The organism is Cellulomonas cellasea (assembly GCF_006538745.1).
GTDB classification, from domain to species: Bacteria; Actinomycetota; Actinomycetes; order Actinomycetales; family Cellulomonadaceae; genus Cellulomonas_A; species Cellulomonas_A cellasea.
In genome coordinates this window covers 149,923-176,587 of sequence record NZ_BJLR01000025.1, presented here as the reverse complement: position 1 = coordinate 176,587, position 26,665 = coordinate 149,923, and the positions used below count along the sequence as shown (strand labels likewise).

Sequence of the window (26,665 nt, the reverse complement as noted above, 5' to 3'; positions counted from 1 at the left end):
CTGCGCGTCGGGATCGTCTGCCCGTACTCGTTCGACGTCCCCGGGGGCGTGCAGTTCCACGTCCGGGACCTCGCGGAGGCGCTCATCGAGCGCGGCCACACCGTCTCGGTGCTCGCCCCCGCCGACGACGACACCCCGATCCCGGAGTACATGACGTCCGCGGGCCGCGCGGTGCCCGTGCGCTACAACGGCGCCGTCGCGCGCATGACCTTCGGGCCCGTGACCGCCGCGCGCGTGCGCCGCTGGCTCGCCGCGGGGGAGTTCGACGTCCTGCACCTGCACGAGCCCGTGACCCCGAGCCTCGGGATGCTCGCCCTGTGGATCGCCGACGGACCCATCGTCGCGACGTTCCACACCGCGCTGCTGCGCTCCCGCCCGCTGCAGATGGCCTACCCGCTCGTGCGGCAGTCGCTCGAGAAGATCTCCGCGCGCATCGCCGTCTCCGAGGACGCCCGCCGCACCCTCGTCGAGCACATGGGCGGCGACGCGGTCGTGATCCCCAACGGCGTCTACGTCGACGCGTTCACCGGAGCGACCACCGACCCGCGGTGGACCGGCACGCCCGAGGCGCCGACGATCGCGTTCCTCGGCCGCCTCGACGAGCCCCGCAAGGGCCTCCAGGTGCTGCTCGGCGCGGTGCCCGAGGTGCTGCGCACCCACCCCGGCGCACGCTTCCTCGTCGCCGGCCGCGGCGACACCGGCCCCGACGAGGTCCGCGAGCTGCTCGGCGACGACGCACGCGCGGTCGAGTTCCTCGGCGGGATCACCGACGACGAGAAGGCGAGCCTGCTCGCGTCCGTCGACGTGTACTGCGCGCCGCAGATCGGCGGCGAGAGCTTCGGGATCGTCCTCGTCGAGGCGATGAGCGCTGGCACCCCGGTCGTCGCGAGCGACCTCGGCGCGTTCCGCCGCGTGCTCGAGGAGGGCGACGCGGGCGTCCTGTTCCGGACCGGCGACCCCGCCGACCTCGCCCGCACGCTCGTGCGGGTGCTCGGCGACGCGCCGCTGCGCGCAGCGCTCGTCGAGCGCGCGTCCGCCGCCGTCCGGCGCTACGACTGGTCGTCGGTGACGCACGAGGTCCTCACCGTCTACGAGATGGTCGTCGAGGCCGCCGACGCGCCCGTCCGCGAGGACCCCTCCTCGTGGCGCGGCGCCCGCCTGCGCGACCTGCGCCGCGTGCGAGGAGAGGCCCGATGACCTGGTCCGAGACCGCGGTGCTCGTCGCCGCCGTCCTGCTGCTCGTCGGGTGGCGCGTGTGGGTCGCCGCGACGCGCCTCGACCGGCTGCACCGCAAGGTCGCCGCGTCGCGCGCCGTCGTCGAGACCCAGCTCGTGCGCCGGGCGTCCGCCGCCGTCGGCCTGTCGTCGTCCGGCCTCATGGACCCGGTCAGCTCGCTGCTCGTCGGCGAGGCCGCGTGGGCTGCGCTCGCGGCCGGCGGGCCCGAGGTCGACGGGCTCCGCTCGCTGCCCGAGGACGTGCGTGCGCTCGCGGACGTCCCCGACGTGCTCACGCGGGCGGCCGTCCAGGACCGGGGCCTCGTGGAGAGCGAGCTCTCCCAGACCCTGCGCGCCGCGCTCGACGACCCTGAGGAGGTCGCGGCGATGCGGGACGAGCCCGACGGCGCCGAGCTCGTCGAGGCGCTCGCCGCGTCCTGGTACCGCGCGCAGCTCGCCCGGCGCTTCCACAACGAGGCCGTCGCGCAGGCCCAGCGGGTCCGGCGCTCGTGGGTCGCGCGCAACCTGCGTCTCGCGGGTCGCGCCCCGATGCCCCGCACGCTCGAGCTCGACGACGCGTGGCCCGCCGCGCTCGGCCGCCCGGGGGAGCCCGCGCCCGCGACCGCCCTGCGGGACCGCCCGTCGGAGCCGTGAGGGCGACGGTCTAGACTGGGACCACGGAGCACGCGAGCGTCTGCGTCCTCTGCACACCCCCTCCACCGCGACCTGTGAGGCACAGCGTGACCAGCGAGAGCACCCCCAGCACCCCGTCGCACACCCCGGCCGCGGGCGCGGTCGGCACGGCCCGCGTCAAGCGCGGGATGGCCGAGATGCTCAAGGGCGGCGTCATCATGGACGTCGTCACGGCCGAGCAGGCGAAGATCGCGGAGGATGCCGGAGCGGTCGCCGTCATGGCGCTCGAGCGGGTCCCCGCGGACATCCGCGCCCAGGGCGGCGTCGCACGCATGAGCGACCCCGACCTGATCGACGCGATCATCAGCACGGTGTCCATCCCTGTCATGGCGAAGGCGCGCATCGGCCACTTCGTCGAGGCGCAGGTGCTGCAGAGCCTCGGTGTCGACTACGTCGACGAGTCCGAGGTGCTCACGCCGGCCGACTACGCGCACCACATCGACAAGTGGGCCTTCACGGTCCCGTTCGTGTGCGGCGCGACGAACCTCGGCGAGGCCCTGCGCCGCATCACCGAGGGCGCGGCGATGATCCGCTCGAAGGGCGAGGCCGGCACGGGCGACGTCTCGAACGCCACGACGCACATGCGCACGCTGCGCGACGAGATCCGCCGCCTGACGTCGCTGCCCGAGGACGAGCTGTACGTGGCGGCCAAGGAGCTCCAGGCGCCGTACGAGCTCGTCAAGGAGGTCGCGACCGCGGGCAAGCTCCCCGTCGTGCTCTTCACCGCGGGCGGCATCGCCACCCCGTCGGACGCCGCCATGATGATGCAGCTCGGCGCCGAGGGCGTGTTCGTCGGGTCCGGCATCTTCAAGTCGGGCAACCCGGCCGAGCGCGCGAACGCGATCGTCAAGGCGACCACGTTCTACGACGACCCGGACGTCATCGCCAAGGTCTCGCGCGGCCTCGGCGAGGCCATGGTCGGCATCAACGTCGACGACGTGCCCGTCGGGCACCGCCTGGCCGAGCGCGGCTGGTGACCGGCCCCGTCCCGGGCACCCCGCCGACCCAGGCCCGCGGCCTGGGGGACGAGTGGGTGCTCGGGGCGGACGGTCTGCGCTTCCGGCGCGCGGCGCGCGTCATCCTGCTCGACGACGCCGACCGCGTGCTCCTGCTGCGCGGCCACGACCTCGACCAGCCCGAGCGCAGCTGGTGGTTCACCGTGGGCGGCGGGATCGACGCCGGCGAGGACGCCCGGACGGCCGCCGTGCGGGAGGTCCGCGAGGAGGCCGGGCTCGTCCTGGACCCCGCCGACCTCGTCGGGCCGGTGCTCACGCGGTCGGCGATCTTCGACTTCTACGCCGAGCACTGCCGCCAGGACGAGGTGTTCTTCCTCGCGCGCGTCGAGGGCCGCGAGCTGACGGACGCCGCGACGTCGAGCCGCGAGGGCTGGACGCAGGTCGAGCTCGACGTGCTCGACGAGCTGCGCTGGTGGGACCTCGACGAGCTCGCCGGCGTCGAGCTCGAGGTGTTCCCCGAGGGGCTCGTCGACCTCGTCCGCCCCCTGCTGAGCGGCTGGGACGGCACGACCCGGCACCTGGGCCTCGCGCGCGAGTGACCCCCGCCCGGCCCACGCCGCGGTCGCGGGCGCTGGACGGTGCCGACGTTCCGTAGGATCGGCCCACGTGAGCCCCACCATCGGTGTCCTGGCCCTGCAGGGTGACGTGCGCGAGCACGCGCGCGCGCTCGAGGAGTGCGGCGCGGACGCGGTCCCCGTGCGTCGTGCGAGCGAGCTGGCCGCGGTCGACGGGCTCGTGATCCCCGGCGGGGAGTCCACGACGATCGACAAGCTGCTGCGCGCGTTCGACCTCTTCGAGCCGGTCCAGCAGCGCCTGCGCGACGGCCTGCCCGCGTACGGGTCGTGCGCCGGGATGATCCTGCTGGCGGACCGCGTGCTCGGCGGCATCGAGGGCCAGCGGACGCTCGGCGGCCTCGACATCACGGTGCGCCGCAACGCGTTCGGGCGGCAGGTCGACTCGTTCGAGACCGACCTCGTGATCGACGGCGTCGAGGACAGCGCCGCGGACCCGCTGCACGCGGTGTTCATCCGGGCGCCGTGGGTCGAGGAGGTCGGCGAGCAGGCGACCGTCGTGGGGCGCGTCGAGTCGGGTCCCGCCGCCGGTAGGATCGTCGCGGTGCGTCAGGGCCCGCTCCTGGCGACCTCCTTCCATCCGGAGGTCACCGGCGACACGCGGGTGCACCGTCTGTTCGTGCAGATCGTCCGCGACAGCCTCTGACCCCGTACGGCGCCCTCGACGGCGCGGCACGTCCGGGGTCCGCGCCGCGGGCGGAGACGAAGGGGTAGCGAGACCATGTCGGGTCACTCCAAGTGGGCCACCACGAAGCACAAGAAGGCCGTCGTCGACGCCAAGCGGAGCAAGCTCTTCGCGAAGCTCATCAAGAACATCGAGGTCGCGGCCCGCACGGGCGGCGGTGACCTCGCGGGCAACCCGACGCTCTTCGACGCGGTCCAGAAGGCCAAGAAGAACTCGGTCCCGATCGACAACATCAACCGCGCGGTCAAGCGCGGGTCGGGCCAGGAAGCCGGCGGCGCCGACTACCAGGGCATCATGTACGAGGGTTACGGCCCGGGCGGCATCGCGGTGCTCGTCGAGTGCCTCACGGACAACCGCAACCGTGCCGCGTCCGACGTGCGGGTCGCCTTCACGCGCAACGGCGGCCAGATGGCCGACCCCGGCTCGGTCTCCTATCTGTTCTCCCGCAAGGGCGTCGTCATGGTCCCCAAGAACGACGGGGTCGACGAGGACGGCGTCATGGAGGCCGTGCTCGACGCGGGCGCGCTCGAGGTCAACGACTTCGGCGACGCGTTCGAGGTGCTCTCCGAGGCGACGGACCTGGTCCCGGTGCGCACCGCGCTCCAGGAGGCCGGCCTCGAGTACGACTCCGCGGACGTCGTGTTCTACCCGGCGACGCAGGTCGAGGTCGACGCCGAGGGTGCGCGCAAGATCCTGCGCCTCATCGACGCGCTCGAGGACAGCGACGACGTGCAGAACGTCTACGCCAACTTCGACGCGTCCGACGAGGTCATGGCCGAGCTCGACGCGGACGACTGACCCGAGCCCTGCGCCGGGCGCCCCGCGGCGCCGGGTGCGGACGGCCGGCTGCGGCGCGCCGCGCGAGGTGCGCCGCGGCGGGCGGCGGGGCTGGGAGACTGCGGGCGTGCGCGTGCTCGGAGTCGACCCAGGCCTGACCCGTTGCGGCCTCGGCGTCGTCGACGGGCTGTCCGGCCGGCGGGCCCGGCTCGTGGCCGTCGGGGTGGCGCGCTCCGACCCGGGCCTCGACGTGGACCAGCGTCTCCTCGCGATCGCGACGAGCATCGACGCGTGGCTCGAGGAGCACGCCCCCGACGCGGTCGCTGTGGAGCGCGTGTTCGCGCAGCACAACGTGAGCACCGTCATGGGGACCGCGCAGGTCGCCGGCATCGCGATGCTCGCGGCCGCCCGGCGGCGCATCCCCGTCGCGCTGCACACGCCGAGCGAGGTCAAGGCCGCGGTCACCGGCAGCGGCCGCGCCGACAAGCCGCAGGTCCAGGCGATGGTCACCCGCCTGCTCGCGCTGACCGAGGTCCCGAAGCCCGCCGACGCGGCCGACGCGCTCGCGATCGCGATCTGCCACTTGTGGCGTCCGGCCGGGGCGCTCGGCACGCCGCAGCGCGCCCCCGGTTCGCTCACGCCCGCGCAGCTCGCCTGGGCGCAGGCCGAGCAGTCGGCGCGGCGCGGCGCGCGCTGAGCGTGTCCGTTCGTACACGTGTTCGTCCGCGTGGCATAGTGCGTGCCGACCCCGGGCGGGGGCCCGCCGCTGTGCGGTGCGCCGCCCGGGCGGCCAGGACCAGCAGGAGGAGGAGCGCGTGATCGCGTCGGTACGAGGGACCGTGCAGACGGTCCGGCTGGACGCGGCGATCCTCGAGGTCGGGGGAGTGGGCCTGCTCGTGCAGGCGACGCCCGCGACGCTCGCCTCCCTGCGCGTCGGGGCCGAGGCCGTGCTCGCGACGTCGATGGTCGTGCGGGAGGACTCCCTGACGCTCTACGGCTTCGCCGACGCCGACGAGCGCGAGGTCTTCGAGGTCGTGCAGACGGTCAGCGGCGTGGGCCCGCGTCTCGCGCTCGCGATGCTTGCGGTGCACACCCCGGACGGGCTGCGCCGGGCCGTCGCCGCGGAGGACCTCGCCGCGCTCAAGCGCGTGCCGGGCATCGGTCACAAGGGCGCCCAGCGCATCGTGCTCGAGCTCGCCGACCGGCTCGGTGCCCCGACGCCCGCGGGCGTGCCGGACGGGCCGCCCGCGCCGGCGGGCGACCAGCGCGGTCAGGTCGTCGACGCGCTCGTGGGTCTGGGCTGGAACGTGCGCGCGGCCGAGGACGCGGTCGCCGGGGTGCTGCCCGACCCGGCAGTGACGATCGGCCCGGACGACGTCGCGGGCGTGCTGCGCGCGGCGCTCCGGGCGCTCGGCGGCGGCCGTGGCTGACGCGTACGGCGCCGACGACCACGAGGAGCTCACGACGGAGCGCATCCCCGCTCCCGGCGGGGACGACCCGTCGCTCGTCCGCTCGGCCGCCGACGACCTCGAGCGCGCCGCCGAGGCCGCCCTGCGCCCGCGCCGGCTCGAGGAGTTCGTCGGGCAGCGCGTCGTGCGCGAGCAGCTCTCGCTCGTGCTCCAGGCGGCGCTCGGCCGCGGCCGGGCCCCCGACCACGTGCTCCTCTCCGGCCCGCCGGGGCTCGGCAAGACGACGCTCGCGATGATCATCGCCGCCGAGCTCGGCGCGCCGCTGCGCGTCACGAGCGGGCCCGCGATCCAGCACGCCGGCGACCTCGCCGCCGTGCTGTCCTCGCTCGACGAGGGCGAGGTGCTCTTCCTCGACGAGATCCACCGCCTCGCCCGGCCCGCCGAGGAGCTGCTCTACGTCGCGATGGAGGACTTCCGGGTCGACGTCGTCGTCGGCAAGGGCGCCGGCGCGAGCGCGATCCCGCTGAGCCTGCCGCCGTTCACGGTCGTCGGCGCCACGACCCGGGCGGGGCTGCTCCCCGCGCCGCTGCGCGACCGGTTCGGCTTCACCGGGCACCTCGACTTCTACTCGTCCGAGGAGCTCGAGCGCGTGCTCGTGCGGTCCGCCGGGCTGCTGGGCGTGCCGCTCGCGGCCGACGCCGCCGCCGAGATCGCGGGCCGCTCGCGGGGGACCCCCCGCATCGCGAACCGGCTGCTGCGCCGCGTGCGCGACTGGGCGCAGGTCCGCGGCGACGGCACCCTCTCGCTCGCCGCGGCCCGCGCCGCGCTCGAGGTGTACGAGGTCGACGCGCTGGGCCTCGACCGGCTCGACCGCGCGGTGCTCACCGCGCTGTGCACGCGCTTCGGGGGCGGTCCGGTGGGGCTCACGACTCTCGCCGTCGCGGTCGGCGAGGAGCCCGAGACGGTCGAGACGGTCGCCGAGCCGTTCCTCGTCCGCGAGGGGCTCGTCGGACGCACGCCGCGCGGACGCGTCGCGATGCCGGGCGCCTGGGCGCACCTGGGCCTCACCCCGCCGGCGGCGGGGAACACGCTCTTCGGCTGACCGCTCCGGGCGTCCGCCGGGGAACCGCGCACCGCCGGCGGACGTTAGGTCCGAGGAGCCGCTGCGCCTAGACTGCGGCGGACATCTCGACCAGATCCGGAGACCCACCCCGTGGACCCCACGTTCCTGCTCTTCATCGCCATCGCCTTCGGCGCCATGTGGCTCATGACCAGCCGCACGCGCAAGCAGCAGAAGCAGGCGGTCGACTTCCGGGCGAACCTCGCGGTCGGCCAGGACGTGATGACCGGCTCCGGGATGCTCGGGACGGTCGTCGCGATCGACGGGGACGAGATCACGCTCGAGTCGACGCCCGGCAACCGGTCCCGGTGGTTGCGCGCGGCGATCGCGAAGCTCGTCGAGGCCCCGGTCGCGGCGTCGGCGGAGGAGGACGTGACGGTGGTCGACGAGGACCCCGAGCCCACGACCGCCGGCCCCTCGCTCGTGAAGGGGACCCCGGCCGCGTCGTACGACGTGCCCGACGACCTGTCGACGCTCCCGCCCGCGCGGGGGGACGACACGCCCGAGAAGAAGTAGCCCGCAGGCCCGCCCCGGCACCGACGCCGGGACGGACCACGATCCCACCGCCGCGCTCGTGGCGGTGCGCGCACGAGAGAAGACACTCCGTTGGCTCAACCCACACGCCGTCACCGGCCGCTGCGCTCGCTGATCATCCTCGGCGGGCTCGTGCTCGCGCTCTTCGGGTCCCTGCTCGCCGGCTCGCGGTGGTCCGACGCGTCGCTCACCCCGAAGCTCGCGCTCGACCTCGAGGGCGGCACGCAGATCATCCTGCAGCCCGTCACCGAGAACGACGAGGAGGTCACGCCCGAGACGATCTCGGAGGCGATCGCAGTCATCCGCCAGCGCGTCGACTCCTCGGGCGTCGCGGAGGCCGAGATCACGAGCCAGGGCGGCCGGAACATCGTGGTCGCGCTCCCGGGCCGCCCCGACGCCGAGACGCTCGCGCTCGTGCGCACGTCGGCCCAGATGGAGCTGCGACCGGTGCTGACGGTCTCGGGCCCGGCACCGGTCGAGGACCCGGCGGAGGCCGACCCGGCCGCCGACCCCGCGGCGACCGCCGCGCCCACCGACGGCGAGCCGGCAGCCGCGGACGCCGCCGCGACGCCGGCCGCCGACGCTGCGGCGACGCCCGCGCCCGCGCCCGAGGCAGCGGCCACGCCCGCGCCGACGGAGACGGCCGCGCCCTCGGACGAGCCGGGCAAGGAGGCGCCGGACAACGCGAGCGACCTCACGTACTACGCGACGCCCAAGGTGCAGGCGGACTTCGCGGCGCTCGACTGCACGGACCCCGCGAACCTCACCGGCGGCGTTCAGGGCCCCGCGGACCGCGCGCTCGTGACGTGCGACCCCGACGGCACCGCCAAGTACCTGCTCGGCCCGGTCGAGATCCAGGGCACGAACATCGCGAACGCGACGTCCGGCCTCGAGGTCACGCAGACCGGTGCGACGACCAACAACTGGGTCGTCAACATGGAGCTCGACGGCGAGGGCACGCGGATCTTCCGCGACACCACGACCCGTCTGCAGGCGCTCACGCAGCCGCAGAACCAGTTCGCCATGGTCCTCGACGGGCTTGTCATCTCGGCGCCGAGCCTCGCCACGGGCGTCATCATCTCCGACGGCAAGGCGCAGATCTCCGGCGACTTCACGCGCGAGACGGCCGCGACGCTCGCGAGCCAGCTCAACTTCGGTGCGCTCCCGCTGACCTTCGAGGTGCAGAGCGAGGAGCAGATCTCTGCGACGCTCGGCGCCGAGCAGCTCGAGAAGGGCCTCATCGCGGGCCTCATCGGGCTCGGCCTCGTCGTCGTGTACTCGCTGTTCCAGTACCGCGCGCTCGGTCTGGTGACGGTGGCCTCGCTCATCGCCGCCGGCGTCCTCACGTTCGGCGTCATCTCGGTGCTGTCGTGGACGCAGGGCTACCGGCTGTCGCTGCCCGGCGTCGCCGGCCTCATCGTCGCCATCGGCATCACCGCCGACTCCTTCATCGTCTACTTCGAGCGCATCCGCGACGAGCTCCGCGACGGGCGCACGCTCCAGGCGGCGGTCGACAAGGGCTGGGAGCGCGCGCGGCAGACGATCCTCGCGTCCGACGCCGTCAACTTCCTCGCCGCGATCGTGCTGTACCTGCTCGCGGTCGGCGGGGTCCGGGGCTTCGCGTTCACGCTGGGCCTGACGACGATCATCGACCTCGTCGTGGTGTTCCTCTTCACCCACCCGCTCATGCTGCTGCTCGCCCGCACGAAGTTCTTCGGCGAGGGTCACCCGCTCTCGGGCCTGGACCGTCGCCGGCTCGGCGGGACCGCACCGCGGTACGCCGGCCGCGGGCGCGTCGTCAGCGCCGGCAACGCGGGCACGGCGTCGCTCGAGAGCACGTCCGAGCCCAAGGTGCCGGTCACCGCGGGCGTCGGGGGCTCCGGCCAGACGATCGCGCAGCGCCGCGCCGCAGCAGCGGCCGCGGCACGGACCACCGAGCCGGGACCTGATGCGGCCGCACCGGACCCGTCCCCAGGGGACGGCGCCGCCGAGCCGACGTCCGGACGCACCGAGGGGAACGAGCACTGATGGCCTCCGGATTCGCCCAGTGGGGCAACGACCTGTACACGGGACGACGCTCGTACGACATCGTCGGCAAGCGGCGCCTGTGGTTCCTGATCGGCGCGGTGCTCGTCCTGATCTCCGCCGTCCTGCTCGTGCGCCCGGGCCTGAACCCCGGCATCGAGTTCCGGGGCGGCTCGGAGTTCCGGATCAACGAGATCGTCGACCCCGCGGAGCAGCCCGCCATCGACGCCGTGACCGCGGTGTCGGAGGAGGAGGAGGCGCGCGTCAGCCGCATCGGCTCCAACGCGCTGCGCGTCCAGACGGCGACGCTGACGTCCGAGGAGGTCGAGGAGGTCCGCACGGCCCTCGCCGAGGCCTACGACGTGTCGACCGACCAGGTCACGAGCTCGTTCATCGGCCCGACGTGGGGCGCCGACGTCTCCGACAAGGCGATCCGCGGCCTGCTCGTCTTCCTCGGCCTCGTCACGGTCGTGATGACGCTGTACTTCCGCAACTGGCGGATGGCGGCGGCGGCGCTCATCGCGCTGTTCCACGACCTCGTCGTCACGGTCGGCGTCTACGCGGCCGTCGGCTGGGAGGTCACGCCCGCGACGGTCATCGGCTTCCTGACGATCCTCGGGTACTCGCTGTACGACACCGTCGTGGTGTTCGACAAGGTGCGCGAGAACACGGTCGGCGTGCTGGACCAGTCGAAGGCGACCTACGCCGAGCGCGCCAACCTCGCGGTGAACCAGACGCTCGTGCGCTCGATCAACACCTCCGTCGTCGCGCTGCTCCCGGTCTCGGCGATCCTGTTCGTCGGTGCGTTCATCCTCGGCGCCGGGACGCTGCGCGACATCGCGCTCGCGCTGTTCGTCGGCATGGCGATCGGCACGTTCTCGTCGATCTTCCTCGCGACGCCGTTCGAGGTCGCGCTGCGCCAGGGTGAGCCGAAGATCAAGGAGCACACCGCCCGGGTCCTGCGGTCGCGCACCGCCGCGTCCGAGGGCGGCGAGCCGGCTCTGGCGGCGGCAGCACGCGCGTCGGGGCAGATCCGCCCCGGCACGCACCTGGGCACGGCCGCGCAGCCGCGCCGCAAGCCGAGCAAGCGGTAGGCGCCCGGATGACGTCGGTCGACCTCACCGGCCCCGCGCTGCTCGCACGCATCACGGAGCTCATCCGTGACGTCCCGGACTTCCCGACCCCGGGTGTGGGCTTCAAGGACATCACCCCGGTGCTCGCCGACGCGGCGGCCTTCTCGGCGGTCGTCGCCGAGATGGCCGCGCGCGTCGACGGCCCGGTGGACCTCGTCGTCGGCATGGAGGCGCGCGGGTTCATGTTCGCGGCCCCGGTCGCCGTGGCGCTCGGCGCGGGCTTCGTGCCGGTGCGCAAGGCCGGCAAGCTGCCCGGCCCCACGGTCTCGCGCGAGTACAGCCTCGAGTACGGCACCGCGACGGTCGAGCTCCACCCGGCGGACATCCCCGCCGGGTCGCGGGTGCTCGTGGTCGACGACGTCCTGGCGACCGGCGGGACGGCCGCCGCGACGGTCGAGCTGCTCGAGGGCTGCGGCGCCGAGGTCGTCGGCCTGACGTTCCTCGTCGACCTCGAGTTCCTCGGCGGGCGCGCGCGCCTGCACGGCCGCCGTGTCGAGGCGCTGCTCGGCGTGAGCTGAGCCCGTCCCGCCGTACACTTCACGGATCGGGTCGGTGGGGACCCGGCGGGCCGCGCCCTCGCACCGGGCGCCGACCCGACGGGCGCCCGCCGGATGGGCGCGGGGAGGGGGTGTGCGGTGACCGACGAAGCACGCCAGGAGCCGCCGACGGCGCCCGGGGAGGTCTTCGCGGGCGGCCGCGTCCGCTCGCGGCTCGCGCGCTTCGGCACACGCGGCCCGGGGACGTCACCCGCGCTCGAGCCGTTGCTGCAGGCGATCCGCACCAACCACCCCAAGGCCGACCTCGGGGTCATCGAGCAGGCGTACGTCGTGGCCGAGCGCGCCCACCGCGGCCAGATGCGCAAGAGCGGCGACCCGTACATCACCCACCCCGTCGCCGTCGCGACGATCCTCGCCGACCTCGGCATGACGCCGCCGACCCTCGCGGCTGCGCTGCTGCACGACACCGTCGAGGACACCGAGTACTCGCTCGACCAGCTCCGCACCGAGTTCGGTCCCGAGATCGCGATGCTCGTCGACGGCGTCACGAAGCTCGACAAGGTGACGTACGGCGACGCGGCGCAGGCCGAGACCGTCCGCAAGATGGTCGTGGCGATGTCGCGCGACATCCGCGTGCTCGTCATCAAGCTCGCCGACCGGCTGCACAACGCGCGGACCTGGAAGTTCGTCGCGTCGGGGTCCGCCGAGCGCAAGGCCCGCGAGACGCTCGAGATCTACGCCCCGCTCGCGCACCGGCTCGGCATGAACACGATCAAGTGGGAGCTCGAGGACCTGTCGTTCGCGACGCTCTACCCGAAGGTCTACGACGAGATCGTGCACCTCGTCGCCGAGCGGGCGCCGGCACGCGAGGAGTACCTGGCGGTCGTGCGCGACCAGGTCGGCGCGGACCTGCGGACCTCGAAGATCAAGGCGACGGTCTCGGGCCGGCCGAAGCACTACTACTCGATCTACCAGAAGATGATCGTCCGCGGCCGCGACTTCGCGGACATCTACGACCTCGTCGGCGTGCGCGTCCTGGTCGACTCGGTGCGGGACTGCTACGCGGCGCTCGGCGCGCTGCACGCGCGGTGGAACCCGGTCCCGGGCCGGTTCAAGGACTACATCGCGATGCCCAAGTTCAACCTCTACCAGTCGCTGCACACGACCGTGATCGGCCCCGGCGGCAAGCCCGTCGAGATCCAGATCCGCACGCACGACATGCACCGCCGCGCGGAGTACGGCGTCGCCGCGCACTGGAAGTACAAGGAGAACGCCAAGAACCAGCCGGCCGCCACGGACGCGGCGGGCAACGACATGACCTGGCTGCGCCAGCTCGTCGACTGGCAGAAGGAGACCGCGGACCCGAGCGAGTTCCTCGACTCGCTGCGCTTCGAGATCGCCGGCGCCGAGGTCTACGTGTTCACCCCGAAGGGCGACGTGATCTCGCTGCCCGCCGGGTCGACGCCGGTCGACTTCGCGTACGCGGTGCACACCGAGGTCGGGCACCGCACGATGGGCGCGCGCGTGAACGGCCGCCTCGTGCCGCTGGACTCGGCGCTCGAGAACGGCGACGTGGTCGACGTCTTCACGTCGAAGTCCGAGACCGCGGGTCCGAGCCGGGACTGGATGGGCTTCGTCAAGAGCCCCCGCGCGCGCAACAAGATCCGGCAGTGGTTCTCGAAGGAGCGCCGCGAGGAGGCCATCGAGCAGGGCAAGGACGCGATCGCGAAGGCGATGCGCAAGCAGAACCTGCCGATCCAGCGCCTGCTGTCGCACGAGTCCCTCGTGGGCCTTGCGAACGAGATGCGCTACGCCGACGTGTCCTCGCTGTACGCGGCCATCGGCGAGGGCCAGGTGTCCGCCGCGAACGTCGTCCAGCGGCTCGTGCAGTCGATGGGCGGGGAGCCGGGCGCCGAGGAGGACCTCGCCGAGACCGCGCGGCCCGGCCACACCGCGCGCCGCATCCGCACGGGCGACCCCGGCGTCGTGGTCAAGGGCGTCGACGACATCTGGGTCAAGCTCGCGAAGTGCTGCACCCCGGTCCCCGGCGACGAGATCATCGGGTTCGTCACGCGCGGCGCCGGTGTGAGCGTGCACCGGACCGACTGCATCAACGTCGACGGCCTGCGCCAGCAGCCCGAGCGGATCGTCGACGTGAGCTGGACCCAGGGGAGCAGCGCGCTGTTCCTCGTCCAGATCCAGGTCGAGGCGCTCGACCGCAGCCGGCTTCTCTCGGACGTCACGCGCGTGCTGTCCGACCACCACGTCAACATCCTGTCCGCCTCGGTGTCGACATCGCGCGACCGCGTGGCGATGTCGCGCTTCGTGTTCGAGATGGCCGAGCCCTCGCACCTCGCGTCGGTGCTCGGGGCGGTCCGCAAGGTCGAGGGCGTCTTCGACGTCTACCGGATCACGGGCGCCAAGGCGTCCGAGGAGCCTGCGATCCGCGCCTGACGCGGCGCGTGCGCGGTCCCGGGGCTCGGCGGCGGAGCCTGCGCCGCCCGGTCCTGCGGTCGCGGTCCCGGGGTGGTGGGAGCCAGCGACGCGAGCAGGTCCGCCGCGGCGAGGGTCCCGGCGTAGCCGTGCAGCCGCGCGAGGTCCGTCCGGGCGTGCACCGGGTCGAAGCCGGCGCGCAGCAGCGAGCCGAGCAGCGTGGACGCCTCCTCGGCCGGGAACCAGCGGGCCACGTCGAGACCGGTGCGCTGGACCGTCGTCACGCGCACGCCACCGAGGTCGACCACGTCGGCCTCGGGCAGCGCGCACTCGTGCGTCGTGCGGCGCGGGTGGGGGTCCGGGCGCCGGCTCCGTGGGCCGACGAGGACGTCGACGCGCCGCGGTGTGTGCTCCCCGGTGTGCACCCAGACGGCCGACCGCCGACCGACGACGGCCCGCGCCGGCACGAGCCCGCGGAACGCTGCGGCGCGCAGCCGCGGGCCCACGGGGACGTCGGCGGGCACCGCGAGGTCGCCCCAGACGACGTGAGCTACGCCGTCACGCACAAGCGTGCGGTGGGTGAGGGGGCCGACGTTCGACGGGCGCAGCTCGAGCGGCAGGGGCGGAGCGGGGCGGGGCATCCACGGTGCGGGGCGCATCGCGCCAGCATGGCCCCACGGGCGACCGGCCGTGCGGACCGTGCACAGGGTCCGCCGGCCGCCGGCCGCCGGCCGCCCGCCGCCCGCCGCCCGTCACAGCCTCGGCAATCGACGGCGACGGGGGCGGACGCGCCGACGGGGCGGTGCGGGCCGACGCCCGCACCGCCCCGTCGAGGCTCGCTCAGCCGCGCGCGTCCTGCGCGGCGCGCTGGACCTGCTCGAGCCAGGAGCGCCGGGCGTCGAGCGCGGCCTGCGCCTCGCGGATCCGGCGCTGGTCGCCCTTCGCCTGCGCCTTGGCGAGGTCGTCCTCGAGACCGGCGATCGCCGCCTCGAGCTGCGCCGCCGCGCCCTCGGCCCGCGCGCGCGTCTCGGGGTTGCTCCGGCGCCAGTCGCTCTGCTCGGCGTCGCGCACGGCCGTCTCGACCGCCCGCATGCGCGCCTCGACGCGCTGCACGTCGGCGCGCGGCACCTTGCCGGCGGACTCCCAGCGGTCCTGGAGGCTGCGCAGCGCCGCCTTCGCGGCACGCAGGTCCGTGACCGGGACGAGGCGCTCGGCCTCGGCGAGGAGCGCCTCCTTGACCTCGAGGTTCGCGCGGAACTCGGTGTCGGTCGCGGCTGACGCGGCGTCGCGCGCGGCGAAGAACGCGTCCTGGGCGCTGCGGAAGCGGGCCCACAGCGCGTCGTCGTCCGACCGGCTCGCACGGCCGGCGGCCTTCCAGCGCGTCATCAGGTCGCGGTACGCACCTGCGGTCGCACCCCAGTCGGTGCTCGTCGCCAGGGCCTCGGCCTCGCGGACGAGCGCCTCCTTGGCCGCCTTCGCACCGGCGTTGCGCGACTCGAGCTCGGCGAAGAAGTGCCGGCGCTCACGGTCGAACGTCGTGCGCGCGTGGCTGAACCGCTTCCACAGCGACTCCTCGGTCGGCCGGTCCAGGCGCGGGCCATTGCGCTGCGCGTCCTTCCACTGGTCGAGCAGCAGGCGCAGCTGCTCACCGGCGGGCCGCCACTGGATGCGGCTCGGGTCGGTCGCCGCGATCTTCTCGGCCTGCTCGACGATCGCCGTCCGCGACGCCACCGCCGCCTCGCGCGCCGCGGCCCGCTCGGCCTCGGCTGCCGCCCGACGCTCCGCAGCGACACCCCGCAGCGCGTCGAGGCGCGCACGCAGCGCGGCGAGGTCGCCCACTGCGGCGGGCTCGGCGAGCTCGTCGGTCAGCTTCGCGAGCGTCTGGTCGATCTCCTTGACCGCGAGGTCCGTGGCGCCGAGGCGGGCCTCGAACAGCACGACCTTGGCCTGCAGGTCGAGGAACCGGCGCACGTAGAGGGCGAGCGCCTCGTCGTGACCGGCGCCCGGGAACTGCCCGACCACGCGCTCGCCCGACTCCTCGCGGACGTAGACCGTGCCGTCCTCGTCGACCCGGCCGAAGGTCGCGGCGTGCGCGGCCTCGGCGGCGTCCTGCGGGGGCACGACGGCCGCGGGGACGGCGGGAGCACCGGCAGGCGCCCCGGCCTGGGGGACGGCGACCGGGCGCGCCGACGGGCGCGGGACGGGACGCGGCACGGGGCGGGGCGTCGGACGGGGCGCCGAGGCACCCGCGGATGCCTCGGTGTCGCCCTCCTCCGCGGGCGCGGCATCGGGCGTCGGGGCCTCGGCCGTCTCGTCGACGGTGGTCTGGTCGGTCGACGCGACATCGGAGGACGCCTCGTCCGCGGGCGCGACGTCATCCGTCGCCTCGGCGTCGGTCGCCGGGCGGGACTCGGTGTCGGCAGCTGCCGACGCCTCGTCCACGCTCTCGTCGGAGCCCGTGACCTCGTCCGCCGGCTCGGTGGCGGCCGGAGCCTCGCCTGTCGCGTCGTCCGGTGCCGCGTCGGGTGCGGCGTCGTCCACCGGGCTCGGCTCGGCGTCGGCCGGAGCGACGTCGTCGGCGGGAGTCACCTCGTCGGCGGCAGGAGCCTCGTCGACGGGGGCAGGAGCCTGGTCGACGGGAGCCACGTCGTCGGCCGGAGCCTCGTCGGGCGCGGTCACGCTGGTGTCGGCCCCCGCGGGCTCGTCCGGGGCCGTCTCGGGCGTCGTCTCTGCCGCGGTCGCCGCGTCGTCGGCGACGAGCTCCTCGTCGGGCACGGCGTCCTCGAGGGCCGGGGCCGCCTGGAACTCGCCGGCGTCGGCGATGTCCGCCGCGATCTGCGCGTCGAGCTCCTCGCCGCCGCCGGACGCGATGTCCTCGGCGGCGGGCTCGACGCCCTCCGGTGGTGTGGACTCCGCGACGTCGTCGGTCTCGGGCTGCCGGGCAGCCGGGTTCTCGGTCACTGGGTCTCCACTCCCTCGATGATGACGTCGGAGGCCGGTGCCGTTCCGTCGGCACCGATCCCGCCGTCAGCGATTGCCTGCACCACGTCCAGTCCGGAGGTGATGCGGCCGAACACCGTGTACCCGCCCGCTGCGTCGGACGGGATGGTCGAGTCCTCGTAGACGAGGAAGAACTGGCTGCCCATGGACTCGCCGCTGCCGCCGACGCGGGCCATCGCGATCGTGCCCGCGGGGTAGACGTCGTCCGCCGGGGCGTTCTCGATCGGTCCCCAGGTGTAGCCCGGGCCGCCCGTGCCGGTCGCGGTCGGGTCGCCGCACTGCAGCACCTTGATGCCCTCGGTCACGAGCCGGTGGCACTTCGTACCGTCGAAGTAGCCCTCGCGCGCGAGCGTCACGAAGTTCGCGACGGCCTGCGGGGCCGCGGCGCCGTCGAGCTCGATGCCGACCGCGCCGGTGTTCAGCGTGACGGCGCCGGTCCAGGTCCGGGCCTCCGCGGCCGCGGGGTCGGGCACGACCCCGCCGTTGCCGGTCCGCGCGGGCAGCGCGCTGGCCGAGGCCTCGGGCGCGGGCGACCCCGTCGCGGTCGGCGAGGCGTCCGCGGTGGCATCGCGGCGGGTGAGGATCACGGCGGACACGACTCCGAGCCCGAGCACGAGGACACCGACGAGCGAGATGGCGATCACCCTGCGTCGACGCTCGCGGTTCGCGGCCTGACGCTGCTGCCACTTCTCGTAACGGCGACGCTCGTACTCACGCTCGCGCTTGCTGGACGACACGCAGACTCCTCGACGACGGGCGACCGGCTGACGCTGTGGCCTGCCGCGTCGCACTCTGGACCTCCGACAGTCTAGGCAGGGGACACCGCGCGTTCGCCACGCGGCGCGTCGTGCCGGGGCGCCGAAGGTCACGGTCTGGTCTCGGAACCGCGCCGCTACCGTGGTGACGTGCAGATCCTCACCGTCGTCGCCCCCGTGTTCGGCACCAACTGCTACGTCGTCGTGGCCGACGACGGCACGTGCGTCGTGGTCGACGCGGGTGCGGGCGTCGCGGGCCCCGTGCGCGACGCGGTGACCGGGCGCGGCCTGCGCTGCGTCGCGGTGCTCGCGACGCACGGGCACGTCGACCACACCTGGGACGCGGCCGAGCTGTCCGAGGCGTTCGACGTGCCGGTGCACCTGCACGCGGCGGACGCCTACCGGCTCGATGACCCCTTCGGCACGCTCGGGCTCGGAGCCTCCCACGACCCGGGCGGCCCGCTCGCGCAGGCCCTCGCGTCGGCCGGCGCACGGCCCGAGTCCTACCGGCGCCCGGAGCGGGTCGAGCCGTTCGGCGGCGCGGCGGGGGAGGGCGGCCGCAGCGCGGACGTGGTGCTCGCGCTGGGCGGCGTGCGGGTCGTCGCGCGGCACGCCCCCGGGCACACCCAGGGGTCGACGCTGTACCTGCTCGGCGCGGTGCCCGACGCGGTCGACGGCGCTCCGGCTGCGCGCGCCGGGAACGCAGGGACGACCGACTCCGCTGCGCCGGCAGCCGCGGGCGGCGACCTGGTCGCGCTCACGGGGGACGTGCTGTTCGCCGGGACGATCGGCCGCACCGACCTGCCGGGCGGCGACGACGCCGTGATGGCCGTGACGCTGCGGGACGTCGTCGCGGCGCTCCCGCCGCACACCGTCGTCCTGCCCGGGCACGGGCCGACCAGCCGGGTCGCGGCCGAGCTCGCCGGCAACCCGTACCTGGCCCGCTGACACCCCCCGTCGCACGCGCCGCTCAGCTCAGGTGCGCGGGCGCGAGGTCGCGCACCACGGCACGGTGCTCCGGGGCGTCGGCGGGGCCGAGCCGTGCGTGCGGGCACCCACGGCCAGGACGGGCCCGGCAGCGGGGACGCGCGCGGAGGTCGCCATCCCCCGAGCCTCACCCCGCGGCAGCGCCCCCGCAACCGGGTGCGCCCGGAATCAGGAGGCCGTCGCCCGGGCCTGCCCCACTAGACTCGTCCGGGCGCCCGCGCGGCGCCATCCCCTGGACGTCCCGGAAGGACCCTCTCGTGCTCCGCACCCACTCCGCCGGCTCCCTGCGAGCCGAGCACATCGGTACGACCGTCACCCTCACCGGGTGGGTGGACCGGCGCCGCGACCACGGTGGGGTGGCCTTCATCGACCTGCGCGACGCGAGCGGCATCGCCCAGGTCGTGATCCGCGACGAGCAGGTCGCGCACGGGCTGCGCAACGAGTACGTCCTGCAGGTGACGGGCGAGGTCGGGCGCCGGCCCGAGGGCAACGAGAACGCGCACCTCGCGACCGGCGAGGTCGAGGTCGTCGCGCAGCAGGTCGTCGTCCTCAACGAGTCCGCGCCGCTGCCGTTCCAGGTGTCGTCCGCGCTCGACGAGACGATCGGCGAGGAGGCGCGCCTCAAGCACCGGTACCTCGACCTGCGTCGTCCCGCCCCCGCCCGCGCGCTGCGGCTGCGCTCGCAGGCGAACCAGGCGGCGCGCCGCGTGCTCGACGCCGAGGACTTCGTCGAGGTCGAGACCCCGACGCTGACCCGCTCGACGCCCGAGGGCGCCCGCGACTTCGTGGTGCCCGCGCGCCTCGCGCCCGGCTCGTGGTACGCGCTGCCGCAGTCCCCGCAGCTGTTCAAGCAGCTGCTCATGGTCGCCGGCCTCGAGCGGTACTACCAGATCGCCCGCTGCTACCGCGACGAGGACTTCCGCGCGGACCGGCAGCCGGAGTTCACGCAGCTCGACGTCGAGATGAGCTTCGTCGAGCAGGACGACGTCATCGCGCTGGGGGAGAAGATCCTCGTCGCGCTGTGGGACCTCATCGGGTACACGGTCCCGACGCCGATCCCGCGCATGACGTTCGCCGACGCGATGGCGCGCTACGGCTCGGACAAGCCCGACCTGCGCTTCGGGCTCGAGCTCGTCGAGCTGACCGACTACTTCAAGCAGACGCCCTTCCGGGTGTTCCAAGCCCCGTACGTCGGCGCGGTCGTCCAGCCGGGCGGGGCCTCGACGCCGCGCCGCGGGTTCGACGCGTGGCAGGAGTGGGCCAAGCAGCGCGGGGCCAAGGGCCTGGCGTACGTCACCGTCGGCGAGGACGGCGAGCTCGGCGGTCCCGTCGCCAAGAACCTGTCCGAGGACGAGCGCGCGGGCCTGGTCGCCGCCGTGGGCGCGAGCCCGGGCGACGCGGTGTTCTTCGCCGCGGGCAAGGTCTCCGACGCCCGGGCGCTCCTCGGTGCCGCGCGGCTCGAGATCGGCCGCCGCGGCGGGCTCATCGACGAGGACGCGTGGAACTTCGTCTGGGTCGTCGACGCGCCGCTGTTCAAGCCCACGGGCGAGGACGACGACGTCGCGGTCGGCGAAGGCGCCTGGACCGCGGTGCACCACGCGTTCACGTCGCCGACGCCCGAGTGGCTCGACCGGTTCGAGGAGGACCCGGGCCAGGCCCTCGCGTACGCCTACGACATCGTGTGCAACGGCAACGAGATCGGCGGCGGGTCCATCCGTATCCACCGCCGCGACGTGCAGGAGCGCGTCTTCCGGATCATGGGGATCGGCGAGGAGGAGGCCCAGGAGAAGTTCGGGTTCTTGCTCGACGCGTTCCAGTTCGGCGCGCCGCCGCACGGCGGGATCGCGTTCGGGTGGGACCGGATCGTCGCGCTGCTCACGCGCTCCGAGTCGATCCGCGACGTCATCGCCTTCCCGAAGTCCGGGGGCGGCTACGACCCGCTGACCGGCGCGCCGGCCCCGATCACCGCGGCCCAGCGCCGCGAGGCCGGCGTCGACGCGAAGCCGAAGGCCGCGCCGCCCGCGGAGTGAGCACGGCGCCGTCGGCGCAGCGAGAGGGGCAGCGGCCCGCCGGGCGACCGGTGCGGGCGCTGCCCTTCGTCGTGCAGGACTACGGGTCGCGCGTCCGGGGCGCACCGGCGGGTGCGCCCCGGGGACCGGTGCGACCGGTCAGTGGTCCAGTCCGACGCGCGCGTGCAGGCGCTTGAGGAAGCCCGGCGCCCACCAGTTCGCGCGCCCGAGGATCGTCATGGTCGCGGGGACGAGCAGCAGGCGCACCACGGTCGCGTCGATGAGCACCGCGACCGCGAGGGCGAAGCCGACCTCCTTGATCACGAGGAGCTTGCCGGCGACGAAGCCCGCGAACACGACGATGATGATCGCCGCCGCAGACGTGATGATGCGCCCCGAGCGCTGCAGGCCGAGCCGCACCGCCTCGTCGTTCGGCAGCCCCGCGTCGTGCAGCTCCTTGATGCGCGAGAGCAGGAAGACCTCGTAGTCCATCGCGAGCCCGAACGCGAACGCCACGACGAGCGCGAGCACGTATGTCTCGATGCCCCCGGTCGACACGAAGCCGATGAGCCCCGACAGGTGACCGTCCTGGAACACCCAGACGAGCACGCCCAGCGACGCGGCGATCGACAGCAGGTTCGTCAGCAGCGCCTTGACGGGGATCACGACCGAGCCCGTCATGAGGAACAGCAGCACGAGGCTCGCGACGGCGACGATGCCCGCGGCCCACGGCAGGCGCTCGACGAGCGAGTCCGCGAAGTCCATCTGGCCCGCGGCCTGGCCCGTGACGAGGACCGGGAAGTCGGCGTCCAGGTCCCGGATCTGGGTGACGACGCCGCGGGCCACCTCGTCGCCGGGGTCGTCGGTGTCCGGCCGGACGCCGATCACGACGTGCGCGCCGCTCGGTGACGGCGGGTCGACGCCGGCGACGTCGTCGAGCTCCGCGATCGACGCGGCCCACGCCGTCGCGGCCTCGAGCGACGTCTCGGCGACCACGATCACCCCCGGCGAGGACGCGGCGGGGTAGTCGTCGGCGAGCGCCTCGACGTACTCGCGCTGGGTCGTGCCCGACGGCAGCAGCTGCGTCGTGGAGTTGCGCAGCTCGAGCTGGGTGAGCGGCAGGGCGAGCACCCCGAGCAGCGCGACCGACCCGAGCATCACGACCCAGGGGTGGCGCTGGACGCGGGTCGCGAGGCGCGAGAAGACGCCCTCCTCCGACTGCACGTCCGCGGTGCGCGCGAGCAGCCCCCGCAGCCCCGGGACGCGCGAGACGAGCCCGGGGCGCACCAGCCGGCGGCCGAACAGCACGAGCATCGCCGGCACGAGCGAGAGCGCGGTCGCGACCGCCACGACGATGACCGCGACACCGGCCGCGCCGAACGCCCGCAGGATGTCGGGTCGGAACGCGAGCAGCCCCGCGATCGAGATCGCGACCGTGACCGCGGAGAACGCGACCGTCCGGCCCGCCGTCGACATCGTGCGGGTCAGGGCGGTCACCACGGCGCCGTCGCCGCGCCGCCGACGCGCGCCGGCACCGCCGTCCTCGTCGACGAGGTGGTGCAGCTCCTCGCGGAACCGGGACACGATCAGCAGCCCGTAGTCGATCGAGAGCCCGAGCCCCAGGATCGTCACGACGTTGACCACGGACGAGTCGAGGTCGAGCACGTAGGAGAACCCGAGGAGTGCGCCGAGCCCGCCCGCGATCGACGCGATCGCCCCCACCATCGGCATCGACGCCGCGAGGAAGCCGCCGAAGACGAGCACCATGATGACGAGCGCGACCGGCAGCGCGATCGTCTCGCCCGTCGCCAGGTCCTCCTCGACCTGGCTCGTGATCGCCTCGACGATGAGCGACGTCCCGCCGACCAGCCCGCTCGCGCCGGGCGCGACCGGCTCGAGCACCGCGGGGACGCCGTCGAGCGTGCGCTCGACGGACCCGAGCGCCTCGTCCTGCGCGGCCTCGCCCAGCCCGGGCTCGAGCTCGACGACGACGAGGAACCCGCTGCCGTCCTGCGCGATCAGCGGCGCCGCCGCCGGGTTCGCCGCGCCCTGGGGCAGCACCAGCGGGTCGATCACGGACGCGACACCCTCGATGGCCGCGAGCTCCTCGTGCACGGGCGCCATCGCCTCGGCGACGCCCACCGTCGTGGGGTCGACGTCGCGCAGCACGAGGGTCAGGCTCGCGCCGCGCTCGTCGGAGTCGCTGAGGATCTCGTTCGCGCGCGAGCTGTCCGAGCCGGGCACCGCGGGCTCACCCGTCGACAGCCGCTCGAACAGGTTCTCGCCCTGCACGCCGACGACGGCGAGGCCGAAGCCCAGCACCGTCAGGACGAGCCAGACGGCGACCGTGAGGCGGGGGTGGTGGGCGATCGCGCGGCCCAGGCTCTCGAACACGGCGTCAGCATCGCAGCAACGCGCGCGCGACCGCACACCGGGCGTCCCGCGTGGGCGCGTTCGGGGGGCCGGACCGTCCCGCCGGGCGCGCGTCCGGCGGACGGGCCCGTCCCGCGGGAGCGCGTCGGGCGGGCCGGGCACGTGGGCGGCGGTGCGTAGGCTCGACGCCATGGACCTGTTCGACGCGGTCAGCTCGACCGCGCAGGGGCTGCCGACGGTCTCCGCCGGTGCCCCCCTTGCGGTGCGCATGCGTCCGCGCACCCTCGCCGAGGTCGCCGGCCAGGGGCACCTGCTCGTCGCCGGGTCGCCGCTGCGGCGCCTCGTCGAGCCCGGGGGAGAGGCCTCCCGCCGCGCCGCGCCCAGCTCCGTGGTCCTGTGGGGGCCGCCCGGGACCGGCAAGACGACGCTCGCGTACCTCATCGCCGCGACGTCGGGACGGCGCTTCGTCGAGCTGTCCGCGGTCACCGCGGGCGTCAAGGACGTGCGCGCCGTGATCGACGACGCCCGCCGCCGGCTCGCGGGCGACGGCAGCGAGACCGTGCTCTTCATCGACGAGGTGCACCGTTTCACCAAGGCCCAGCAGGACGCGCTGCTGCCGAGCGTGGAGAACCGCTGGGTCACGCTCGTCGCGGCGACGACCGAGAACCCGAGCTTCTCGGTGAACTCCCCGCTGCTGTCGCGCTCGCTCCTGCTGACCCTCCAGCCGCTCGGTGTCGAGGACGTGCGCGCGCTCGTGCGCCGAGCGGTGCTCGACGAGCGCGGGCTCGGCGGAGCGGTCACGCTCGACGAGGATGCCGAGGAGCACCTCCTGCGGCTCGCGGGCGGGGACGCGCGCAAGGCGCTGACCATCCTCGAGGCCGCGGCCGGTGCGGCGCTCGCGGACCACGACGAGCGCCCCGACGAGGACGAGCGCCCCGACGAGGACCAGCGCCCGGACGAGGACGCGCGCCCGGACGACGGCCCCACGGGCGCACCCGCACCCGCCGTCGTCGACCTCGCGACCGTGGAGCGCGCGATCGACGTCGCCGCGGTGCGCTACGACCGCGACGGCGACCAGCACTACGACGTCATCAGCGCGTTCATCAAGTCGATGCGCGGGTCCGACGTCGACGCGTCGCTGCACTACCTCGCGCGCATGATCGCGGCCGGCGAGGACCCCCGCTTCATCGCCCGCCGCATCGTCATCGCCGCCGCGGAGGACGTCGGCATGGCGGACCCGAGCGCGCTGCAGACCGCGGTCGCCGCCGCGCAGGCCGTCGCGCTCATCGGCATGCCCGAGGCGCGGATCATCCTCGCCGAGGCGGTCGTGCACCTCGCGACGGCGCCGAAGTCCAACGCGGCGTACACCGGGATCGACGCCGCGCTCGCGGACGTGCGTGCGGGGCGGATCGGATCGGTCCCAGCGCACCTGCGCGACGCGCACTACGCCGGCGCGAAGGAGCTCGGCCACGGGAAGGGCTACCGGTACGCGCACGACGCGCCGCACGCGGTCGCCGCGCAGCAGTACCTGCCCGACGAGCTCGTCGGGACGCGGTACTACACGCCGAGCGACCGCGGCTTCGAGCGGTCGGTGTCCGAGCGGCTCGAGCGCATCCGGGCGATCCTCGCGAGCGACGGCTGACGCGATTGGGTGCACCGGCGTGCACCCGCTAGTCTGTACAGGTTGCCCGGCGGGCGACGGCACGGTGCGGCCCGGGAGACCGGGGAGCACGCGCCGTCCCGACGAGCCGGACGACCACCTGGGGCCTTAGCCGCGCGACCGACACGGGTCGCGCACCGAAGGTCGGCCCCACCCCGCCGGAGTCCTCCGCGTCGGGTGTGACGTCTACAACGACAGGAAGTACGTCTGTGAGCAGTGTGACCCGCTCGCGTCGCCAGGTGCGCCTCTCGCGCGCCCTCGGCCTCGCGCTGACGCCCAAGGCTGTCAAGCACTTCGAGAAGCGTCCCTACCCCCCGGGCGAGCACGGCCGCGCGCGCCGTCGGACCGAGTCCGACTACGCCGTCCGTCTCCGCGAGAAGCAGCGCCTGCGTGCGCAGTACGCGCTCCGCGAGAAGCAGCTCGCCCGTGCGTACGAGGACGCCCGCAAGGCCCCGGGCCTGACCGGTGAGGCGCTCGTCGAGAACCTCGAGACGCGTCTCGACGCGCTCGTCCTGCGTGCCGGCTTCGCCCGCACGATCCTCCAGGCCCGCCAGGTCGTCGTGCACCGTCACGTGCTCGTCGACGGCAAGATCGTGGACCGCCCGTCGTTCCGCGTGAAGCCGGGCCAGACCCTCCAGGTCAAGCCGAAGAGCCAGGCGACCGTGCCGTTCCAGGTCGCCGCCGCCGGTGCGCACCGCGACGTCCTGCCGGCCGTCCCGGGCTACATCGACGTGCAGCTGGAGAAGCTCAGCGCGGTCCTCGTGCGCCACCCCAAGCGCGCCGAGGTCCCCGTGACCTGCGAGGTCCAGCTCGTCGTCGAGTACTACGCGCGCTGACACCGGCGCGTCGCAGCACCTCAGCGCCCCGCGCGTGCCGAACCCGGCGCACGCGGGGCGCTGTGCTGTCCGGGTAGGGTTTCGCAGGATCGGGCGGGCGCCCGGTCGCACGCTTCCAGGAGGGTCGTCATGCTCGGAGACATCGCAGGGATCGTGGCGGCGTCTGCCTTCCTCATCCTCGTGGGCGTCCTGGCGGTGCCGCTCGTGAAGCTCGGCCGGACCTTCGACGAGGCGACCGTGTCGCTGCGCAAGGTCACCGAGCACACGCTCCCGGTGATCGACGAGACCGCGGCCGTCGTGGCGTCCACCAACGGCCAGCTCGAGCGCGTCGACCAGATCACCACGTCCGCGGCGCAGGTCTCCGCGAACGTCTCGGCGCTCACGTCGCTGTTCGCGGCGACGGTCGGCGGCCCGATGATCAAGGTCGCTGCGTTCTCCTACGGCGTGCGGCGGGCGCTGTCCGGGCTCGGCGCGACCGCGAAGGCGTCGAGGACCCGCTGATGCGGCGCCTGTTCTGGGTCGCCGTCGGCGCGACCGTGACGCTCGTGGCGGTGCGGCGCGCGCGCGACGTCGTGACCGGGTACCTGCCCGCCGGCACGGGGGAGGCCCTCGGCGTCGTCCAGCAGGTGACCACGGCCGCCCGCACCGCCCGCTCCGAGTTCCTCGCGGGGCTCGCGGAGCGCGAGGAGCAGCTCACGCACGACCTCGTCGGCGACGTCGACGTGGACGCGCTGCGCGAGGAGCGCGCCCGCCGCCGTGCGGCGGAGGACGCCGAGCCGGCCGCGCGCGGGCGTCGCGCGGCGCACCGCCGGCCCGCCACCGAGGACCCGGACGACGCCGACGGGGACCTGCCCTACTCGTTCTACTGACCGACGTCCTCCTGACGGACGCGGACGGCCCCGCGGAACTGACCGGGGCCCCCGCACGTCAGACTGAC

24 protein-coding genes are annotated in these 26,665 nt (G+C 74.5%); 20 read left to right on the top strand and 4 right to left on the bottom strand.

What is annotated here, in order from left to right:
- The 14 genes from CCE01nite_RS13910 (at position 1) to CCE01nite_RS13845 (ending at position 14,129) form a co-directional block, all read left to right on the top strand.
- On the top strand, positions 1 to 1,197 hold the full coding sequence (locus CCE01nite_RS13910) for a glycosyltransferase family 4 protein (protein WP_169743984.1): 1,197 nt from the start codon (positions 1 to 3) through the stop codon (positions 1,195 to 1,197).
- The gene (locus CCE01nite_RS13905; protein ID WP_052103671.1) at positions 1,194 to 1,868 is read left to right on the top strand and encodes a hypothetical protein; all 675 of its coding nucleotides are present in this window, start codon (positions 1,194 to 1,196) and stop codon (positions 1,866 to 1,868) included. The genes CCE01nite_RS13910 and CCE01nite_RS13905 overlap by 4 nt, the downstream gene beginning before the upstream one ends.
- A gap of 86 nt (positions 1,869 to 1,954) precedes the next feature.
- The gene (gene pdxS / locus CCE01nite_RS13900) at positions 1,955 to 2,884 is read left to right on the top strand and encodes a pyridoxal 5'-phosphate synthase lyase subunit PdxS (RefSeq protein ID WP_034626559.1); all 930 of its coding nucleotides are present in this window, start codon (positions 1,955 to 1,957) and stop codon (positions 2,882 to 2,884) included.
- On the top strand, positions 2,881 to 3,462 hold the full coding sequence (locus CCE01nite_RS13895) for an NUDIX hydrolase (protein ID WP_052103667.1): 582 nt from the start codon (positions 2,881 to 2,883) through the stop codon (positions 3,460 to 3,462). Before pdxS ends, CCE01nite_RS13895 begins: the two co-directional genes overlap by 4 nt.
- 67 nt (positions 3,463 to 3,529) lie before the next feature.
- Positions 3,530 to 4,141: a pyridoxal 5'-phosphate synthase glutaminase subunit PdxT gene (gene pdxT / locus CCE01nite_RS13890; RefSeq protein ID WP_034626557.1), complete on the top strand. Its 612-nt coding sequence runs from the start codon at positions 3,530 to 3,532 to the stop codon at positions 4,139 to 4,141.
- Between the two features lie 75 nt (positions 4,142 to 4,216).
- A complete protein-coding gene (locus tag CCE01nite_RS13885; protein ID WP_034626553.1) occupies positions 4,217 to 4,978 on the top strand; it encodes a YebC/PmpR family DNA-binding transcriptional regulator in 762 nt (253 codons plus the stop codon).
- A 106-nt stretch (positions 4,979 to 5,084) separates the two neighbouring features.
- Positions 5,085 to 5,654: a crossover junction endodeoxyribonuclease RuvC gene (gene ruvC / locus CCE01nite_RS13880; RefSeq protein WP_034626601.1), complete on the top strand. Its 570-nt coding sequence runs from the start codon at positions 5,085 to 5,087 to the stop codon at positions 5,652 to 5,654.
- Between the two features lie 118 nt (positions 5,655 to 5,772).
- Positions 5,773 to 6,387 carry a Holliday junction branch migration protein RuvA gene (gene ruvA, locus CCE01nite_RS13875; RefSeq protein ID WP_034626599.1) on the top strand — a complete coding sequence of 205 codons (615 nt, stop codon included), beginning with the start codon at positions 5,773 to 5,775 and terminating at the stop codon, positions 6,385 to 6,387.
- A 43-nt stretch (positions 6,388 to 6,430) separates the two neighbouring features.
- The gene (ruvB, locus tag CCE01nite_RS13870; RefSeq protein WP_052103690.1) at positions 6,431 to 7,468 is read left to right on the top strand and encodes a Holliday junction branch migration DNA helicase RuvB; all 1,038 of its coding nucleotides are present in this window, start codon (positions 6,431 to 6,433) and stop codon (positions 7,466 to 7,468) included.
- A gap of 111 nt (positions 7,469 to 7,579) precedes the next feature.
- The gene (gene yajC, locus CCE01nite_RS13865; RefSeq protein ID WP_034626546.1) at positions 7,580 to 8,002 is read left to right on the top strand and encodes a preprotein translocase subunit YajC; all 423 of its coding nucleotides are present in this window, start codon (positions 7,580 to 7,582) and stop codon (positions 8,000 to 8,002) included.
- Positions 8,003 to 8,092: 90 nt separating this feature from the next.
- Positions 8,093 to 10,048: a protein translocase subunit SecD gene (secD, locus tag CCE01nite_RS13860; protein WP_034626542.1), complete on the top strand. Its 1,956-nt coding sequence runs from the start codon at positions 8,093 to 8,095 to the stop codon at positions 10,046 to 10,048.
- Positions 10,048 to 11,139 carry a protein translocase subunit SecF gene (gene secF / locus CCE01nite_RS13855; RefSeq protein WP_034626538.1) on the top strand — a complete coding sequence of 364 codons (1,092 nt, stop codon included), beginning with the start codon at positions 10,048 to 10,050 and terminating at the stop codon, positions 11,137 to 11,139. The genes secD and secF overlap by 1 nt, the downstream gene beginning before the upstream one ends.
- An 8-nt stretch (positions 11,140 to 11,147) precedes the next feature.
- The gene (locus tag CCE01nite_RS13850) at positions 11,148 to 11,696 is read left to right on the top strand and encodes an adenine phosphoribosyltransferase (RefSeq protein WP_034626534.1); all 549 of its coding nucleotides are present in this window, start codon (positions 11,148 to 11,150) and stop codon (positions 11,694 to 11,696) included.
- 93 nt (positions 11,697 to 11,789) lie between these two features.
- Entirely contained in the window at positions 11,790 to 14,129 is a 2,340-nt protein-coding gene (locus CCE01nite_RS13845; RefSeq protein ID WP_141372595.1) for a RelA/SpoT family protein, read from the top strand.
- Here the strand turns inward: CCE01nite_RS13845 and CCE01nite_RS13840 are convergent.
- The 3 genes from CCE01nite_RS13840 to CCE01nite_RS13830 form a co-directional block, all read right to left on the bottom strand.
- Positions 14,078 to 14,767: a hypothetical protein gene (locus tag CCE01nite_RS13840; RefSeq protein WP_052103662.1), complete on the bottom strand. Its 690-nt coding sequence runs from the start codon at positions 14,765 to 14,767 to the stop codon at positions 14,078 to 14,080. The two genes, CCE01nite_RS13845 and CCE01nite_RS13840, sit on opposite strands and share 52 nt — an antisense overlap.
- A gap of 181 nt (positions 14,768 to 14,948) precedes the next feature.
- Entirely contained in the window at positions 14,949 to 16,649 is a 1,701-nt protein-coding gene (locus tag CCE01nite_RS13835; RefSeq protein ID WP_428829502.1) for a DUF349 domain-containing protein, read from the bottom strand.
- A 416-nt stretch (positions 16,650 to 17,065) separates the two neighbouring features.
- Positions 17,066 to 17,845 (bottom strand): peptidylprolyl isomerase, encoded by a 780-nt coding sequence (locus CCE01nite_RS13830; RefSeq protein ID WP_034631475.1) that lies wholly within the window; start codon positions 17,843 to 17,845, stop codon positions 17,066 to 17,068.
- A 168-nt stretch (positions 17,846 to 18,013) separates the two neighbouring features.
- Between CCE01nite_RS13830 and CCE01nite_RS13825 the strand changes: the two genes are divergently transcribed.
- Positions 18,014 to 18,811 carry an MBL fold metallo-hydrolase gene (locus CCE01nite_RS13825; protein ID WP_034631477.1) on the top strand — a complete coding sequence of 266 codons (798 nt, stop codon included), beginning with the start codon at positions 18,014 to 18,016 and terminating at the stop codon, positions 18,809 to 18,811.
- A 296-nt stretch (positions 18,812 to 19,107) separates the two neighbouring features.
- Positions 19,108 to 20,880 carry an aspartate--tRNA ligase gene (aspS, locus tag CCE01nite_RS13820; protein WP_034631478.1) on the top strand — a complete coding sequence of 591 codons (1,773 nt, stop codon included), beginning with the start codon at positions 19,108 to 19,110 and terminating at the stop codon, positions 20,878 to 20,880.
- Positions 20,881 to 21,018: 138 nt separating this feature from the next.
- On the opposite strand, the gene CCE01nite_RS13815 is transcribed toward aspS, so the two are convergent.
- On the bottom strand, positions 21,019 to 23,253 hold the full coding sequence (locus CCE01nite_RS13815; RefSeq protein WP_034631479.1) for an MMPL family transporter: 2,235 nt from the start codon (positions 23,251 to 23,253) through the stop codon (positions 21,019 to 21,021).
- Positions 23,254 to 23,422: 169 nt separating this feature from the next.
- Here CCE01nite_RS13815 and CCE01nite_RS13810 point away from each other — a divergent pair, with 169 nt between their 5' ends.
- The 4 genes from CCE01nite_RS13810 to CCE01nite_RS13795 all read left to right on the top strand — a co-directional run bounded on the left by CCE01nite_RS13810 (position 23,423) and on the right by CCE01nite_RS13795 (position 26,597).
- Positions 23,423 to 24,874 carry a replication-associated recombination protein A gene (locus CCE01nite_RS13810; RefSeq protein WP_034631481.1) on the top strand — a complete coding sequence of 484 codons (1,452 nt, stop codon included), beginning with the start codon at positions 23,423 to 23,425 and terminating at the stop codon, positions 24,872 to 24,874.
- Positions 24,875 to 25,101: 227 nt separating this feature from the next.
- A complete protein-coding gene (gene rpsD, locus CCE01nite_RS13805) occupies positions 25,102 to 25,728 on the top strand; it encodes a 30S ribosomal protein S4 (protein ID WP_052104227.1) in 627 nt (208 codons plus the stop codon).
- A gap of 129 nt (positions 25,729 to 25,857) precedes the next feature.
- Entirely contained in the window at positions 25,858 to 26,229 is a 372-nt protein-coding gene (locus CCE01nite_RS13800) for a DUF948 domain-containing protein (RefSeq protein WP_034631486.1), read from the top strand.
- Positions 26,229 to 26,597, top strand: a complete 369-nt coding sequence (locus CCE01nite_RS13795) for a hypothetical protein (RefSeq protein ID WP_034631488.1) — start codon at positions 26,229 to 26,231, stop codon at positions 26,595 to 26,597. The genes CCE01nite_RS13800 and CCE01nite_RS13795 overlap by 1 nt, the downstream gene beginning before the upstream one ends.
- The last annotated feature ends 68 nt before the right edge of the window (positions 26,598 to 26,665 follow it).